The 17,074-nt window shown below is 59.8% G+C and carries 12 protein-coding genes; 3 read left to right on the forward strand and 9 right to left on the reverse strand.

What is annotated here, in order from left to right; all coding sequences use genetic code 11:
* Positions 1–301: 301 nt before the first annotated feature.
* The 6 genes from FPT12_RS02930 to FPT12_RS02955 form a co-directional block, all read right to left on the reverse strand.
* Entirely contained in the window at positions 302–1,795 is a 1,494-nt protein-coding gene (locus FPT12_RS02930) for an efflux transporter outer membrane subunit (protein WP_145014569.1), read from the reverse strand.
* Positions 1,792–4,899 carry an efflux RND transporter permease subunit gene (locus tag FPT12_RS02935; RefSeq protein ID WP_145014570.1) on the reverse strand — a complete coding sequence of 1,036 codons (3,108 nt, stop codon included), beginning with the start codon at positions 4,897–4,899 and terminating at the stop codon, positions 1,792–1,794. The genes FPT12_RS02930 and FPT12_RS02935 overlap by 4 nt, the downstream gene beginning before the upstream one ends.
* Positions 4,896–8,000 carry an MdtB/MuxB family multidrug efflux RND transporter permease subunit gene (locus tag FPT12_RS02940; protein ID WP_145014571.1) on the reverse strand — a complete coding sequence of 1,035 codons (3,105 nt, stop codon included), beginning with the start codon at positions 7,998–8,000 and terminating at the stop codon, positions 4,896–4,898. Before FPT12_RS02940 ends, FPT12_RS02935 begins: the two co-directional genes overlap by 4 nt.
* The gene (locus FPT12_RS02945) at positions 7,997–9,313 is read right to left on the reverse strand and encodes an MdtA/MuxA family multidrug efflux RND transporter periplasmic adaptor subunit (protein WP_145014572.1); all 1,317 of its coding nucleotides are present in this window, start codon (positions 9,311–9,313) and stop codon (positions 7,997–7,999) included. Before FPT12_RS02945 ends, FPT12_RS02940 begins: the two co-directional genes overlap by 4 nt.
* 179 nt (positions 9,314–9,492) lie before the next feature.
* Positions 9,493–9,993 carry a thiol peroxidase gene (tpx, locus tag FPT12_RS02950; protein ID WP_019690760.1) on the reverse strand — a complete coding sequence of 167 codons (501 nt, stop codon included), beginning with the start codon at positions 9,991–9,993 and terminating at the stop codon, positions 9,493–9,495.
* 150 nt (positions 9,994–10,143) lie between these two features.
* Positions 10,144–10,587 (reverse strand): polyketide cyclase, encoded by a 444-nt coding sequence (locus FPT12_RS02955; RefSeq protein WP_145014573.1) that lies wholly within the window; start codon positions 10,585–10,587, stop codon positions 10,144–10,146.
* Positions 10,588–10,858: 271 nt separating this feature from the next.
* Here FPT12_RS02955 and FPT12_RS02960 point away from each other — a divergent pair, with 271 nt between their 5' ends.
* Complete coding sequence (locus FPT12_RS02960; RefSeq protein WP_145014574.1) at positions 10,859–12,265, forward strand: DUF1254 domain-containing protein; 1,407 nt, start codon at positions 10,859–10,861, stop codon at positions 12,263–12,265.
* Positions 12,266–12,341: 76 nt separating this feature from the next.
* Here the strand turns inward: FPT12_RS02960 and FPT12_RS02965 are convergent, their stop codons facing one another.
* A complete protein-coding gene (locus tag FPT12_RS02965) occupies positions 12,342–12,836 on the reverse strand; it encodes a DUF934 domain-containing protein (protein ID WP_145014575.1) in 495 nt (164 codons plus the stop codon).
* Positions 12,833–14,506: a nitrite/sulfite reductase gene (locus tag FPT12_RS02970; RefSeq protein ID WP_145014576.1), complete on the reverse strand. Its 1,674-nt coding sequence runs from the start codon at positions 14,504–14,506 to the stop codon at positions 12,833–12,835. Before FPT12_RS02970 ends, FPT12_RS02965 begins: the two co-directional genes overlap by 4 nt.
* Before the next feature lie 265 nt (positions 14,507–14,771).
* Between FPT12_RS02970 and ccoN the strand changes: the two genes are divergently transcribed.
* Complete coding sequence (ccoN, locus tag FPT12_RS02980) at positions 14,772–16,199, forward strand: cytochrome-c oxidase, cbb3-type subunit I (RefSeq protein WP_145014577.1); 1,428 nt, start codon at positions 14,772–14,774, stop codon at positions 16,197–16,199.
* Between the two features lie 58 nt (positions 16,200–16,257).
* Positions 16,258–16,479: a cbb3-type cytochrome c oxidase subunit 3 gene (locus tag FPT12_RS02985; RefSeq protein ID WP_145014578.1), complete on the forward strand. Its 222-nt coding sequence runs from the start codon at positions 16,258–16,260 to the stop codon at positions 16,477–16,479.
* A gap of 56 nt (positions 16,480–16,535) precedes the next feature.
* Here the strand turns inward: FPT12_RS02985 and FPT12_RS02990 are convergent, their stop codons facing one another.
* A complete protein-coding gene (locus FPT12_RS02990) occupies positions 16,536–17,030 on the reverse strand; it encodes a hypothetical protein (protein ID WP_145014579.1) in 495 nt (164 codons plus the stop codon).
* Positions 17,031–17,074 lie beyond the last annotated feature (44 nt).

Raw genomic sequence — 17,074 nt, forward strand, 5'->3', positions numbered from 1 at the left:
CATGCTTGTTGGGGCAAAGTGCGCGATTGTACTGATTCCATCAACGAACGCACTCACAAAGTAACCAAAAGGCCATTAGCGCGACGGACAGTCTGAAACAAGGCAGAACATGCCCTTACAGAGAGTAAGGCTGAGCGCAATTTGTGGCGAGGGAGCTTGCTCCCGCTGGGCCGGTCCGCGTTCGGGCGAAGCGGCCCCAAAACCTGCGACCGCGTCATTTCAGTCACACCGCAATGGCTGCCTTCACGACTGCTGCGCACCCGAGCGGGAGCAAGCTCCCTCGCCACAAAAGCGCTCTATCCTAGTCTTTCTTGCTGACCTGGGTCTGGCCATCCCAGCCACCGCCCAATGCGGCGATCAAGTTCACGCTGGCAATCAGCCGGCTTTGCTGCAAGGTCAGCACGCTACGCTCGTTGCTCAGCGCTGTGGCCTGGACCACCACCACATCAAGGTAGGCGATCAACCCGGCCTTGTACTGGTTCAGGGTCAGGCGCAACGACTCGCGGGCCGCGTCCAGCGCTTCCTGACGCACCGCCGCTTCGTCTTCCATGACCTTGAGCTGCACCAGGTAGTTTTCGACTTCGCGGAACCCGTCGAGCACGGTTTGCCGATACTTGGCCACGGTCTGGTCATAGGCAGCCTCGGTTCGGTCGACTTCCGCCGAGCGCTGGCCGCCGTCGAACAAGGTCATGGCGAGTTTCGGCCCCACCGACCAGAAACGGTTCGGCAAGCTGATCAGGTTAGAGTAAGTGCTACTGCTGTAGCCGCCACTCATGCTCAAGGTCAGGTCCGGGTAGTAAGCCGCCTTGGCCACGCCGATGTTGGCGTTGGCGGCAATCACCGAACGCTCGGCGGAGGCGATGTCCGGGCGCCGCTCCAGCAGTTGCGAGGGCAGGCTCAGCGGTACCTGCGGCAATGCTGGAATGTTCTGCGTTTCAGCCAGATTGAAGTCAGCCGGCGGCAAGCCGATCAGCACCGCAATCGCGTTCTCGAACTGCGCACGCTGCCAGATCAGGTCGACCATGTCGGCCTGTGTGCTTTTCAGCTGGGTTTGCGCCTGGGCCACCGCGTCCTTGCCGGACACTCCCGCGCGGTACTGGTTTTCGGTCATTTGCAGCGAGCGCTGATAATTCTCGACTGTGGATTGCAGCAGGCGCTTTTGCTGGTCGATCACCCGCAATTGCAGATAGTTCTGCACCAGCTCCGATTGTTGACTCAGGCGCATCGCGGCCAGGTCGGCAAAACTCGCTTGGGCACTGGCCTTGTCGGCTTCCAGGCCACGACGCAATTTGCCCCAGACGTCCGCCTCCCAACTCACCCCAAGCTGGGCGTTATAAGTGTCGCGGATACCACTGTTGGTACTGCTCAGGCTTGAACTGCTGCTGCCAGTGCCCTGACTCGAACGGGTTTTCCCGGCGCTCAGATCAACCGTCGGAAAAAACGCACCTCGGGCACTGTGCACCAAGGCCTGAGCCTGACGGTACTGGGCTTCGGACTGGGCAACGGTCTGGTTGGCACTGTTGAGTTTTTCGACCAGCCCGTTGAGCTGCTGATCACCGTACAGTTCCCACCAGGCGCCACGCGCCAATGAATCACTCGGCGTCGCCTGACGCCAGCCGTCTGCCTGCTTGTACTGTGCTGGCTCGGCCACTGTCGGACGCTGATAATCCGGGCCGATGGCGCAGGCACTGAGCATCAAGACGCTGAGCGAAAGACTCAGTAAACGCGAACCGCGGGCCGATACCAGGCGCCGGGCCATCGGTGCTTCGAGGTTGAGTGGGCAACGGTCAGTCATAGCGGAGTTTCCAGAGAAGCATCGGTACGAACCCCACGCCAGCGGTTGACCCGATGGCGCAAACGGTCGAGATAGAGGTAAACCACCGGGGTGGTGAAAAGCGTCAGAACCTGGCTGAAAATCAACCCGCCGATGATGGTCAGGCCCAGTGGCTGGCGCATTTCCGCGCCTTCGGCGGTGCTGAGCAATAAGGGCAAGGCGCCCAGGATCGCCGCCAGAGTAGTCATCAGAATCGGCCGCAGACGCAACAGACACGCACTGCGAATCGACTCCAGCGGCTCCATGCCCTGATGGCGTTCAAGCTGTAGCGCGAGGTCAATCATCAGAATGGCGTTTTTCTTCACCACGCCGATCAGCAAAAACAGCCCGAGCAGCGAAATCAGGCTGAACTCGCCGCCCAGCACATAGATCGACAGCAGCGCGCCAACCCCCGCCGAAGGCAATGTCGAAAGGATCGTCAGCGGGTGCACGTAACTTTCGTACAGCACGCCCAGTACCAGATACACCGCCACCAGCGCGCCGAGAATCATCCACGGCTGACTCTTCTGGGTCGCCGCGAAAGCGTCGGCAGTGCCGGCCATCTTGGCGATCACTTCTTCCGGCAGCCCCAGCTTGGCAATCGCCCGTTCGATGGCGGCCGAGCCTTGCTCAACGGTGACGCCTTCGGCCATATCAAAAGAGATGCTTTCGGAAGCGAACTGCCCTTCATGGCTGACCCGGTCGTTTTCCAGGCTGTTTTCATAGTGGGCAATCGCCGACAGCGGAATGCGCGCACCTGCAGCGGTGATCACCTGGACCTGATTGAGGGTGATCGGGTCCTGAGCGTATTTCGGATTGACCTCCATCACCACCTGATACTGGTTGAGGCTGTCGTAAATGGTCGAGATCTGGCGCTGGCTATAAGCGTTGTTCAGCACCGCGGTGACCATCGACATGTCGACACCCAGACGTTTGGCCTGGTCACGATCGACCACCAGTGTCACCTGCGCGGCACCTCGCCCTTCGCGGGCGTCGATGGCCGTCAGTTCAGGCAATGCCTTGAGTGCGCTGACGACCTTCGGATACCACTCGCGCAACGCCGATAAATCGCCGCTTTGCAGGATGTAGGTGTATTGCGAGGTGGTCTGCTCGCGGCCACCGCCAAACTGCAAGTCCTGGTCGGCCATCAGCATCAATTGGGCACCGGCCACCTTGGGCATTTCCTTGCGCAGGCGTTCGATGACCTTCTGCGCAGAAATATTGCGTTCCTTGATCGGCTTCAGGCGTACCAGCATGAAAGCGTTATTGGTGCCGTTGGTGCCGCCGATAAAACCGGCGACACTTTCCACCGCCGCGTCTTTCAACACCGCGCGGCGGAAGGTTTCCATTTTCGGCTGCATGACGTTGAACGACAGGCCATTGTCGCCGCGGACAAAACCGATCAGTTGACCGGTGTCCTGCTGCGGCAGGAAGGTCTTTGGCACCACCACATACAAGGCGATGTTGACGCCAATGGTGACAAACAGGCTGAGCAGCGTCAGCCGCTTATGCCGCAGCACCCAATCCAGGCCGCCGGCATAGTGCTTGACCATCCAGTCGTTGGCGCGCCGGCTGGCACGCTGCAAACGGTTTTCCTCGCCGGGTGTGTGGGGTTTCAGCCAGCGGGCACAGAGCATCGGCGTCAGGGTCAACGAGACCACCAGCGACACCACGATTGACGCCGCCAGGGTGATCGAGAACTCACGAAACAGGCTCTCGATAATCCCGCCCATGAACAGAATCGACAGGAACACCGCCACCAGCGAAACGTTCATCGACAGCAAGGTAAAACCGACTTCCTTGGCGCCCAGGTACGCCGCCTTCATCGGCGCGATTCCTTCGTCGATATGCCGCGAAATGTTTTCGAGCACCACGATGGCATCGTCCACCACCAGCCCTGTGGCCAGAATCAGTGCCATCAGCGACAGGTTGTTCAGCGAAAAGCCATAGAGGTACATCACCGCGAACGTACCGACCAGCGACACCGGTACCGCCAGCGTCGGGATCAACGACGCGCGGAAGTTACCGAGGAACAGGTACACCACCAGAATCACCAGCGCCACGGCAATCAGCAGGGTCATTTCCGCTTCGTGCAGGGTCGCCTTGATCACCGGTGAACGGTCCATCGCCAGGTTCAGCTTGACGCTGGCCGGCAACACCGCCTGCAACGCCGGTAACTGTGCCTTGATATCGTTGACCGTTTTAATGATGTTGGCGCCAGCCTGACGGTTGATCACCAGCAGCACGGCCGCGTCGTCGTTGAAGAAACCGCTGTTGTAGCGGTCTTCGACGCTGTCGCGAACCTTGGCCACATCGCCCAGGCGCAATGCCGAGCCATTCTGGTAGCGAATGATCAGCGGTTCATAATCCTTGGCCTTCTCCAACTGGTCGTTGGCCTGCACCTGCCACATCCGCTGATCGTCTTCGATCGAGCCCTTGGGCCGGCGCACGTTGGCGTTGGCAATGGTGTTGCGCACGTCATCCAGCGCTACGCCGTACTGGTTCAGCAGTTGTGGCTCAAGTTCGATACGTACCGCCGGCAACGAGCTACCGCCGATTTGCACTTCGCCGACACCCGGTACCTGAGACAGGCTTTGCGAAAGGATGGTCGAGGCCAGGTCGTAGAGCTGACCTTTTTCCAGCACATCCGAGGTCAGCGACAGCACCATGATCGGTGCCTGGGACGGGTTGACCTTCTTGTAGGTCGGCATGCTGCGCATCCCGCTGGGCAGCAGGTTGCGCGAGGCGTTGATCGCCGCTTGCACTTCTCGCGCCGCGCCATTGATGTCGCGGTCCATGTCAAATTGCAGGATCACCCGGGTCGAACCCTGGCTGGATCGGCTGCTCATGGTGTTGACCCCGGCGATGGCGCCGAAGGATCGCTCCAGCGGCGTCGCCACGGTGGACGCCATGACCTCGGGGCTCGCGCCCGGCAGGCTCGCCGACACCACGATCACCGGGAAGTCCATTTGCGGCAGCGGCGACACCGGCAGCAAGCCGAAACTCACGCCGCCCAGCAACATGATCGCCAGGCTCAGCAGCATCGTCGCTACCGGCCGGCGAATGAAAGGTCCGGACAGGTTCATGGCTGCTCTACCGGCTCCAGACGCTCAGGCGCACGCCGCCAGCGCCGACCGAGGCGGTCGAAGTACAGATAGATCACTGGCGTGGTAAACAGCGTCAGCACCTGGCTGACCAGCAAGCCACCGACCATCACCAGACCCAATGGCTGGCGCAGTTCAGCACCCGAACCGGTAGCGAGCATCAACGGCACAGCGCCAAACAACGCGGCCAGGGTGGTCATCAGGATAGGCCGGAAACGCAGCAGCGCCGCCTGATAAATCGCGGTCGCCGGGTCCATGCCCTGATTACGCTCGGCGTCGAGGGCGAAGTCGATCATCATGATCGCGTTCTTCTTGACGATGCCGATCAGCAAGATGATGCCGATGATCGCGATCATGCCCAGGTCGTTGCCGCTGAGAATCAACGCCAGCAAGGCGCCGACCGCCGCCGATGGCAATGTCGAGAGAATGGTGATCGGGTGAATGTAGCTCTCGTACAGCACGCCGAGCACGATGTACATGGTCACCACCGCCGCCAGAATCAGCAGCAAGGTGCTCGACAACGAGGCCTCGAACGCCTGGGCCGCACCCTGGAACTGAGTCTGCACGCCAAGCGGCATGCCGATGTCCTGCTGCACCTTGTTGATCAGCTCGACGGCCTGCCCCAGCGCCACGCCGGGCGCGAGGTTAAAGGACATCATCACTGCCGGGAACTGGCCGATGTGCGCAATCGCCAATTGCGCCTGGCGCTCTTCGACGTGAGCCAGGCTGGACAGCCGCACCTGGCCGCCATTGGTGGTCTTGACGTGAATCTGCTCCAGCGCCTGCGGGCCGATCTTCTCGCCGTCCTGCGCCTGCATCACCACGCGGTATTGGCTGGCCTGGGTGTAAATGGTCGAGATCTGCCGCTGGCCAAAAGCATCGTACAGCGCGTCGGTGATGTTCGACACCGAAACCCCGATTCGCGAAGCCGCATCACGGTCGATCACCAGATAGACCTGCAAACCCTTGTCCTGTAGATCGCTGGCAACGTCGGTCAGCTCGGGTTGCTTGCGCAGCGCCTCGACCAGTCGCCCGCTCCACAGGCTGAGCATCTCGGCATCCGGTGACGACATGCTGAATTGGTACTGTGTACGGCTGACCCGGTCTTCGATGGTCAGATCCTGCACCGGCTGCATGAACAGACGAATGCCCACCAGTTTATCCAGCTGCGGCTGCAACCGGCTGATCACCTGGGCCGCGCTCAGGTCACGTTCTTTGTGCGGCTTGAGGTTGATCAGCAAGCGCCCGCTGTTCAGGGTCGCGTTATCGCCGTCGACTCCGATATAGGACGACAGGCTTTGCACCGCCGGGTCGGCCAGGATGACCTTGGCCAGCTCCTGCTGGCGCTGGCTCATGGCGGCGAAGGAAATCGACTGCGGCGCCTCGGAAATACCCTGGATCACCCCGGTGTCCTGCACCGGGAAAAAGCCCTTGGGCACCACGATGTACAGGAACACCGTCAGGCCCAGGGTAGCGATGGCCACTAGCAAGGTCAGCGGCTGATGCTTGAGCACCCACTGCAACTTGCGCCCGTAGGCGGCAATCAGCCAGTCGATCCACGCACCGCTGGCCCGGTAGAAACGGCCCTGCTCTTCTGGCTTGGGTTCACGCTTGAGCAACCGCGCGCACATCATTGGCGTCAGGGTCAGGGAAACCACCAGGGAAATCAGGATTGCCACCGCCAAGGTGATCGCAAATTCGCGGAACAGGCGCCCCACTACATCGGCCATGAACAACAGCGGAATCAATACCGCAATCAGCGACAAGGTCAGCGAGATCAGGGTAAAACCGATCTGCTTGGCGCCCTTGAGCGCCGCCTGCAACGGGCTGTCGCCCTCCTCGATGAACCGCGAAATGTTTTCCAGCATGACGATCGCGTCGTCCACCACAAAACCGGTGGCAATGGTCAACGCCATCAAGGTCAGGTTGTTGACCGAGAAACCGGCCAGGTACATCACGCCGAAGGTGCCGATCAACGACAACGGCACTGCAATCGACGGAATGATCGTGGCGCTGGCCCGGCGCAAGAACAGGAATGTCACCATCACCACCAGGGCGATGGCGATCAACAGCTCATGCTGCACGTCGGTGACGGAAGCGCGGATGGTCTGGGTGCGATCGGTCAGCACGGTCACATCGAGGCCGGCCGGCAGGTTATCGGTGATGCTCGGCAACAGGGCCTTGATCCGGTCGACCACCTCGATCACGTTGGCACCCGGCTGACGCTGGATGTTCAGCAGCACGGCCTGGTTTTCATTGGCCCACGCGGCGAGGCGTTCGTTTTCGGCGCCATCGACAATCTGCGCGACGTCCTTGAGTCGCAACGGCGCACCGTTCTTGTAGGCCAGAATCAGTTCGGCGTAGTCCTTGGGCGAGGTCAACTGATCGTTGGCATCGAGCATCGAGACCCGGGTCGGGCCGTCGAAGTTGCCTTTGGGCTGGTTGACGTTGGACGCGCCGATCAAGGTGCGTACGTCCGACAGGTTCAAGCCGTTGGCCGCCAAGGCTTCCGGGTTGACCTTGATCCGCACGGCCTGACGCTGGCCGCCGGCAATGCTGACCATACCGACGCCACTGATCTGGGCGATTTTCTGCGCCATGCGCGTGTCGACCAAATCATTGAGTTTGGGCAGCAGCATGGTTTTGGAGGTGATCGCCAGGGTCAGTACCGGGGTGTCCGCCGGGTTGACCTTGTTGTACACCGGCGGAGCCGGCAAGTCCTTGGGCAACAGATTGGTCGCCGCGTTGATCGCCGCCTGTACCTGCTGCTCGGCGACGTCCATGTTGATGTCGAGGCTGAAGCGCAGGGTCAGTACCGAGGCGCCGCCGGAACTGGTCGAGGCCATTTGGGTCAGGCCGGGCATTTGCCCGAACTGGCGCTCAAGTGGCGCGGTGACCGCACTGGTCATCACATCCGGACTGGCGCCCGGGTAGAGGGTCATGACCCGAATGGTCGGGTAATCGACCTGAGGCAATGCCGAGACCGGCAACAACTTGTAGGCGATCATGCCGGCCAAGACAATGGCCAGCATGCTCAGGGTGGTGGCTACCGGGCGAAGGATAAACAGCCGCGAGATGTTCATGCGCGGCCCTTGTGCGCCTTGCCGGTGGCTTTCGGATCAGTCGCGGCGCTTGTCGATGGGTCCTGGTTATCCGTCGGGGTCACGGGGGTGGCATTAACGCTGTCGTTGACCACCTCGACTTCACTGCCCTCCTTGAGGCGGTCAGTGCCTTCCAGAACCACGCGATCACCGGCTTTCAAGCCTTCCAGGATCACCGTGTTGTCGCCATCGCTGGCACCGATCTTCAACGGACGAATGGTGACTTTCTTGTCACCGTCCAGTGCGTAGACAAAGGTCCCGTTGGTGCCGAACTGAATGGCTGCCGAAGGCGCCAGCACCACGCCTTTGAGAGTGTCGGCCAGCAGTCGGACGTTGACGAACTGATTCGGGAACAGCGCCAGATCGCGGTTGTCGTAGCGCGCCTTGAACTTCAATGTGCCGGTGGTGGTGTCGATCTGGTTGTCGAGGCTTTGCAAGACGCCGCTGGCCTGCATTTTGGTATCGCCACGATCCCAGGCTTCAGCCGGCAGCTTGGCACCGGAGTGGTAGCGGGTCAGCACGGTATCGAGAGTGTTTTCCGGCAACGTAAAGACCACGCTGATCGGCTGGGTCTGGGTAATGACCGCCAGGGATGTGGTGTCATTGGCGGACACCAGGTTGCCGACGTCCAGCTGCCGCAGGCCGACGCGCCCGGTAATCGGCGCACGGATTCTGGTGAATTCGAGATTGAGTTTGGCGTCGTTGACCGCCGCCTGATTGGTCTTGACCGTGCCCTGGTACTGCCCCACCAGCGCAGCGGCGGTGTCGAGGGTCTGTTTGGCGATACTGTCTTGCGCATACAAACCGCGATAGCGTTCCAGATCCACCTGAGCGTTTTTCAACTGTGCCTGGTTCTGCAACAACGTGCCTTCGGCCTGCAGCAAGGCGTTCTGGTAAGGGCGCGGGTCGATCTCGGCGAGCAGGTCGCCAGCCTTGACCATTTGTCCTTCTTCAAACGCAATCTTCACCAATTCACCGCCCACACGGCTGCGCACATTGATGGTGTTCAGTGCAGTAACCGTGCCCAAGGCTTTGTAGTACAGCGGGAAGTCACCCACGACAGCAGCCGCAACCCGAACCGGGACCGGTCCTGTGGCACCGCCGAAACCCGGACGCATCCCGCCAGACTTGCCGACATGCCCCGCCGCTGCTTTAGCTACAGGGGCGTCTTTGTGAGCCGTACCGCCTGGCCAGAACTTCCAGCACAGGCCGGCAATGACCAACAGGACCAGCAGGCCGAATAGCCAGCGACGGGGATGACGGGAAGCAGAGGATTGCATGGAATGATCAACCATTGGGCGCGTGTGGACATCTTTATACGGGAGAGTGAACGATAAGCACTGACGGCATTGAAGCAAAGCGCCTTTACCGGCAATTTACCTTCTAGCTGCTTTTGCAAATTTTTGCTAAAGCACTGAAGCACAAATGAAAACGGCCTGGACAGAGCCAGGCCGTTAACAATTGTAAGATGCGGTTACTTCAAAACGGCCAGCGCCGCTTCGTAGTTTGGCTCTTCAGCGATTTCTTTAACCAGCTCGCTGTGCAACACCGTGTCGTTTTCGTCGAGTACGACCACGGCGCGGGCGGTCAGGCCTTTGAGCGGGCCGTCGGCAATGGCAACGCCGTAGTTCTCGATGAATTCGCGGCCGCGCAGGGTCGACAGGTTCTGAACGTTTTCCAGACCTTCAGCGCCGCAGAAGCGTGCCTGGGCGAACGGCAGGTCAGCCGAGATGCACAGGACAACGGTGTTGGCCACGTCGTTGGCCTGAGCGTTGAACTTGCGTACCGACGTGGCGCAGGTCGGAGTGTCGATGCTTGGGAAAATGTTCAGCACTTTACGCTTGCCGGCGAAGCTTGCCAGGGTCACGTCGGACAGATTGCCGGCAACCAGGGAAAAGGCTGGTGCCTTGGAACCGGCTTGTGGCAGTTGGCCGTTGACTTGAACCGGATTGCCTTTGAGGGTGACTTGAGCCATGAACGGAGTCCTTCTGAACGTTGTTTGGAAAATATCGAAGAGGTCGAAGTTAACCACGAAATTGTCCGACGACCTATGGCCAGATACAAATTGTGATAGGTCGTTGCGTACATTGGATGTACGCCGATTTCTGTAGGAGCAAGGGGCGGTTCAACCCAATAATTGAAGCATATTGCGGTGTCGCGCCTCGAAAATCCGCCGCATGTAGGCATTGACCATCAACCGCTCGAAAAGTGCACCGCCAATGGCCGCATAGGTGACGCGATCGGTGTACAGCGTCCCGCCCTCCGCCGCCGCGACCCGGTGCTCATGACGAAATGCAGCCATCGGGCCCTTGAGCATTTCGTCGATGAAATGGCTGTCGCTGACCTCGCGAATCGTCACGGTCCAGGTCGCCGGAATACAGCCGAACATCCAGTGACGAAAACTGAACTCCCGACCGGCAGCAATGCGCAAGTCGTTCACGTCGATGTTGCCTAATGGCGTCACCCGTTCCGGGAAGATTTTCGGGAAATTGCTGCCTTCAAGGCAAAAATCGAGAACCTGTGCGGGTGTTTGTCCTCTGATCAGCGTGGAGAGTTCCAGAACAGGCATTGACAGTGTCCTTCCTTGAGCACGAATACCGGCAGATTAGCACTCAACATTTACCGTATTACAGCGCTTTTCACATGCAAGCCTGTGAATAGGCTTATTATTTTGGCGCACGAAATTTAGGGGACTTTATGTACAAAGTGACCAGGTAACGACCCGCAATGACGTGCACCTTTGTTCGGTAACGGAAACTTGTTTCGACAAAAACCGCAAACTCGACGACATTACGCCCGTGCAATGACACCTGAATCGCGCTTATCCATAGGACTGTGCAATGACCATCGAAAAACCGACCCGCCTGTTGCTCGCCGGCCTCTCTTTGCTACTGAGCGCCAGCGCCTGGGCAGATTTCAGCGCCAGCCCCGAAGAAGCCAGGGGGATCGCCAAAGACGCGTATCTCTACGGCTTCCCGGTGGTTGAGATGTACAAGACCCTGTACACCCAGGCGTTGGACAAGAACGGTCCGAACTTCAAGGCCCCGCTCAACCATATCAGCAATGCGGCAAGAGCGTTCACCCCCAAGGACACCGCGGTCGTTACTCCAAACCCGGACACTCCCAGCTCAGTTCTCTGGATGGACCTGCGCGCGGAGCCTGTGGTTGTGACCCTGCCGCAGATCGCCGAAGAGCGTTACTACTCGGTACAACTGGTCGACCTCTACACCCAGAACTTTGCTTACCTGGGCACCCGCAGCACGGGTAACAAGGGCGGGACCTTCATGATTGCCGGTCCTGAATGGCAAGGTCAGCAACCGCTCAAGATCGATCGCCTGGTACGTAGCGAAAGCAATATTGCCTATGCGCTGTACCGTACGCAGCTGTTTGATGAAAAGGACCTGGAGAAGGTCAAGAAAATCCAGCACGGCTACAAGGTTCAGACGCTGAGCCAATACCTGGGGCAACCGGCACCGGCCGCCGCACCAAAAATCGACTGGCCAAAACCAACCCCGACCATGAGCGACAGCCCGGAGCTGTTCCGCTACCTGAACTTCATGCTCGGCTTCGCCCCGGCGCAAGACGTTGAAAAAGACCAACTGGCACGCTTCGCGAAAATCGGCATTGTTGCCGGCCAGCCGTACGACCTCAAAACCCTCACTGCAGAACAGCGCAAGGCCCTCGACGACGGGATTGCCGATGCCAAGGCCGAGTTCGCGGCGTTCAAGAAAGACAAGATCGATACCCATCAGGTCAGCAACGGTGACTTGTTCGGCACCCGCGACCACTTGAACAACAATTATCTGTACCGCTACGCCGGTGCCAACATCGGGATCTTTGGCAACTCGGCCGATGAAGCAGCCAAATTCAGCTATCTGGTCGACAACCAGGGCAAACCGGCTAATGGCGCGAAACACAGCTACACCCTGCACTTTGACAAGGATCAGCTGCCGCCAGCCGATGCGTTCTGGTCGCTGACCATGTATGACGGCAAGACCAAACTGCTGGTACCCAACCACAAGAAACGCTACCTGCTCAACTCGCGCATGCTGTCCACCTTCAAGCGCGACCCGGACGGCGGCCTGACCCTGTACCTGCAGCATTCCGAACCGCTCAAGGATCAGCGCAGCAACTGGCTGCCGGCGCCACACGGTCCGTTCTACGCGGTGTTGCGCCTGTACCTGCCCCAGCCTCAGGTCGGCAACGGTCAATGGAAACTGCCGCCGCTGACGCCGATCAACCCGTAAGTTGAAGTGATACGCAAACCGTGTGCACCCACGCGACCGTAGGTGCACACATACCCGGATCTGTTGAACGTATTGATCAGCGCCGGCGAAACAACGGTCGTGGCTCGATCACCGAGCGACCGTAATGCACACTCATCCCCACCAGCCCCTTGAGGGCATCTTCAGCGCATTTGTCTTCACGCACCGCGAAAGCATCGAAACCGCATTGGCGCATATGGCTGAGCTGGTCACGCAGCACATCGCCAATCGCCCGCAACTCCCCCGCCCAGCCCAAACGCGTGCGCAACAGGTAAGCCTGGCTGTAAGCCCGGCCATCGCGGAAGCTTGGAAACTCCAGCGCGATCATGGGTATCAGCTTGAGCCACGGCTTGAGACTTTCGACCTCGTCATCCGGCCCCAGCCACACCGCGTCTCGTGAGGGATGATGTTCAATACGGCGCATCAGCCACAGGGCCAGCGGCAAGATCAGCGGCCCCGTTGGCAGTTCGCTTTCCAGGTCCCTGACCAGCGTCCACGGATCGTCGTCGACCTTAAGCGCAACACCCTCCTCCAACCGCAGCAGATTATTCATGCGACGACCTCCAGGCTCTTGGGGTAAATGCGCTCCTTGAACGGCTCCAGACCGATGCGCTGCAAGGTATCGACAAACAGTTCTTCGCTCTCGCGGTAACGGACAAAGGTCGCGATGATCCGCTCGATCACCTGCGGTACTTCGGCGGCGCTGAACGACGGACCGATGACCTTGCCCAACGTGCTGTTCTTGCCCTGTGATCCACCGAGGGTGATCTGGTACCACTCGCTGCCATTCTTATCGACGCCGAGGATGCCGATATTGCCGATGTGGTGATGACCACAGGCATTCATGCAGCCAGAAATGTTGAGGCTGATATCACCCAGGTCGTGAAGGTAATCCAGATCATCGAAACGTGCCTGGATCGCTTGGGCGATGGGGATCGACTTGGCATTGGCCAGCGCGCAGAAATCGCCACCGGGGCAGGCGATGATGTCGGTCAGCAAGCCGATGTTGGCGCAGCCCAGTCCGCGCTCGCAGGCCAGGCACCACAACGCGTACAGGTCAGCCTTGGGCACGTCCGGCAGGACAATGTTCTGTTCATGGGCAATACGGATTTCGCCGAAACCGAACTGCTCGGACCAGTCGGCCACTGCTTCCATCTGCGCACCAGTGACGTCTCCCGGCGGCGAGGCCATGCCGGGTTTGGTCGACAGCACCACGCTGGTGTAGCCAGGTACTTTGTGCGGCTGCACGTTACGCGCGACCCAGCGCGCGAACGCCGGGTTCTCGGTCAGGCGAGTGCCGAAGTCCAGGTCGGTGTCGGCCAGTGGCTCATAGGCGGGTGGCACGAATGCGCTGGCGACGCGCTGGTATTCGACGTCGGTCAACTGCGCCGGGCCGTCCTTGAGGTGTTGCCACTCCTGTTCGACTTCCTGGGCGAAGGCCTCGATGCCCAGCGCCTTGACCAGAATCTTGATCCGCGCCTTGTACTTGTTGTCACGTCGACCGTGGCGGTTGTACACCCGCAACACGGCCTCGACGTAGGACAACAAATGCTGCCACGGCAACCCTTCACGGATCTGCAAGCCGAGGATCGGCGTGCGCCCCAGACCGCCGCCAACGATCACCCGCAGCAGCATCTGCCCCGCCGCGTCGCGGTAAAGGTAGAGACCGATGTCGTGCATCATGATTGCGGCGCGGTCGTGTTCCGCCGAGCAGATGGCGATCTTGAATTTGCGTGGCAAAAACAGGAATTCGGGGTTGATGGTCGACCACTGCCGGAGGATTTCCGCCAGGGGTCGCGGATCGATCAGCTCATCCGCCGCCACCCCGGCAAAGGCTTCGGTGGTGATGTTACGCACGCAGTTGCCGGAGGTCTGGATCGCATGCATTTCGACCTGGGCCAGGCGCTCGAGGATGTCCGGCACCTGGGCCAGTTCAATCCAGTTGAATTGCATGTTCTGCCGGGTGGTGAAGTGCCCGTAACCCCGGTCGTAATCCCGGGCGATGCTCGCCAGCGTACGCATTTGCCGGGCACTGAGGGTGCCGTAGGGAATGGCGACCCGCAGCATGTAGGCGTGCTTTTGCATATACAGGCCGTTTTGCAGGCGCAACGGCAAAAACTCTTCCTCACTCAAGGCTCCAGTCATGAACCGCTCGACCTGATCGCGAAACTGCGCAACCCGCTCAAAGACCAGGGCCCGGTCATAGTCATCGTACTGATACATGTCGCTACCTCATCAGGGTTGATCGGGCTCTGCGGCTCGTTTCTGTGGGGAGTGACTATGCAGTAGCGGCTCAGGCGGTTACAGATTCAGCTAAAGACTAAAAAACCATATCAGGACGCGGCAGATCACCGCAGGCAGGCGCTGAATCTGATCCGTATTAATGCAGTTTTTCTGAGTCTGTTTTGTTTCGACGAGGGTTTCTACAGTTGACCGCATGCCAGACCGGGTGGCCTGGCAAGACTTTGCAACCGTGGAAGCATTGACCATGAGCACAACAGCAATCGGACAGGCCTATAACTACAAGGTCGTCCGCCAATTCGTCGTGGCAACAGTGGTATGGGGTGTTATCGGAATGGCGATGGGCGTGTGGATCGCCTCGCAACTGGTGTGGCCGGAGGCGAACCTCGATTTGCCCTGGACCACCTTTGGCCGCTTGCGCCCGCTGCATACCAGCCTGGTGATATTCGGCTTTGCCGGCAGCGCACAATTTGCCGCCAGTTACTACGCAGTGCAGCGCACCTGCCAGGTGCGACTGTACAGTGACAAACTCGCCGCCTTCACCTTCTGGGGCTGGCAATCGGTGATTGTCAGCATGCTGATCACCCTCCCCCTGGGCTACACCACCACCAAGGAATACGCCGAGATCGAATTCTCCGGCGCGGTGTGGATGACGGTGGTCTGGGTCGCCTACGCCATAGTGTTTTTCACCACTGTGGTGCAGCGCAAAACCAAACACATCTACGTCGGCAACTGGTTCTTCGGTGCGTTCATTGTGGTAATCGCCATGCTGCACGTGGTCAATCACCTGTCGATTCCGGTGGGCTGGTTCAAGTCCTATCCAGTGTATTCCGGGGCCACCGATGCCATGGTGCAATGGTGGTACGGGCACAACGCGGTGGGTTTCTTCCTGACCACCGGTTTCCTGGGAATGATGTATTACTTCGTGCCGAAACAGGTCGGCCGGCCGGTGTATTCCTATCGGTTGTCGATCGTGCATTTCTGGGCGCTGATCACCCTGTACATCTGGGCCGGTCCGCACCACTTGCACTACACCGCACTGCCGGACTGGGCGCAATCACTGGGCATGGCGATGTCGCTGATTCTGCTGGCACCGAGCTGGGGCGGCATGATCAACGGCATGATGACCCTCTCGGGCGCCTGGCATAAGTTGCGCACTGACCCGATCCTGCGGTTTTTGGTGCTGTCGCTGGCGTTCTACGGCATGTCGACCTTCGAAGGGCCGATGATGGCAATCAAAACCGTCAACGCCCTCTCCCACTACACCGACTGGACCATCGGCCACGTACACGCCGGCGCACTCGGCTGGGTGGCGATGATTACTTTCGGTTCGCTGTACCACATGATCCCGAAAGTCTTCGGTCGTGCGCAGATGCACAGCCTCGGCCTGATCAACGCGCACTTCTGGCTCGCGACCATCGGCACGGTGCTGTATATCGCCTCGATGTGGGTCAACGGCATCACCCAGGGCCTGATGTGGCGCGCCATCAACGACGACGGCACGCTGACCTATTCCTTCGTCGAAACCCTGGTGGCCAGCCATCCGGGCTTCATCGTGCGGTTCATCGGTGGTGTGTTCTTCCTCAGCGGCATGCTGCTGATGGCTTACAACACCTGGCGCACCGTGCGGGTCGCCGACCTGAAATTCGCCGAGAGCGAAGCGCAGATCGCTTGATCCGGCCCCTGACGCAAGCCGCAGCGGCTTGCGTCCCTCACCTCAGGGAATGTTCGTCATGATCGAAGTCATGTTGGATCTGTTGGGCGTGGCGTGCCTGTATTTTTCCGTGGAGTACTGCTTGCGGCATCAGTCGGCCGAGAGTCTGGACGACGCCAGCCTGATCCCGTTTGCCGATGACCCGGAAGTGGCACGGCGGGTGGAGCTGGCGACGGGCAAGACCGTGAAAGCCGTTGCGCCTGAAGAGGCCAGGCCAGGCTGGGGAAATCTGGAGATTTGAACTGTTGAAATACATCGCTCCCACGCTCTGCGTGGGAACGATCATGACAAGGTGACTCAACCCCGATCGCGCGGTATCAGGCTCTGCAACTGTTGCGCCAGGAAATTCGCGTCGAAGGCAAAGATGTCCGGGTCTTTCAGGCCGTTGGTCTTGCGCCACTGCCAGTCAGTCGAAGGGGGCTGGCACACCAGCGACACACTGCCGTAACGCGCAGCGGTCAGACCCATGACCGCCAGTGAAATCAGCCCACCGGCGCCCATCACTTCGGGCACGATTTCCACCGGTTTGCCGGCAATCAGAATGCTCAGCTTTTCGGTCTTGAAGGTCGAACTCTCGACCGGCACGTTCGCCCCGAACGCCACATAGGCTTCGCGGCTCACTTCCAGCAAGTGCGGGGCCTTGACCGGGGCCAGCCACTGTTCGATCTGCCCGAACAACTCGCCTATACGCGTCGCCCACACGGCCGATTGGCTTTCAAACAGCTGTTTCTTGTGCGCTTCGCTTTCTGCGTAGTGGCGAAGCATCTCACCCAGTTGCTGTACGTCATCCATTGCGGTGTTCCTTTGGTTGAAGCAGTACTGCGGACATTGAGCAT

The organism is Pseudomonas sp. H3(2019) (assembly GCF_007713465.1).
Taxonomy (GTDB): Bacteria; Pseudomonadota; Gammaproteobacteria; order Pseudomonadales; family Pseudomonadaceae; genus Aquipseudomonas.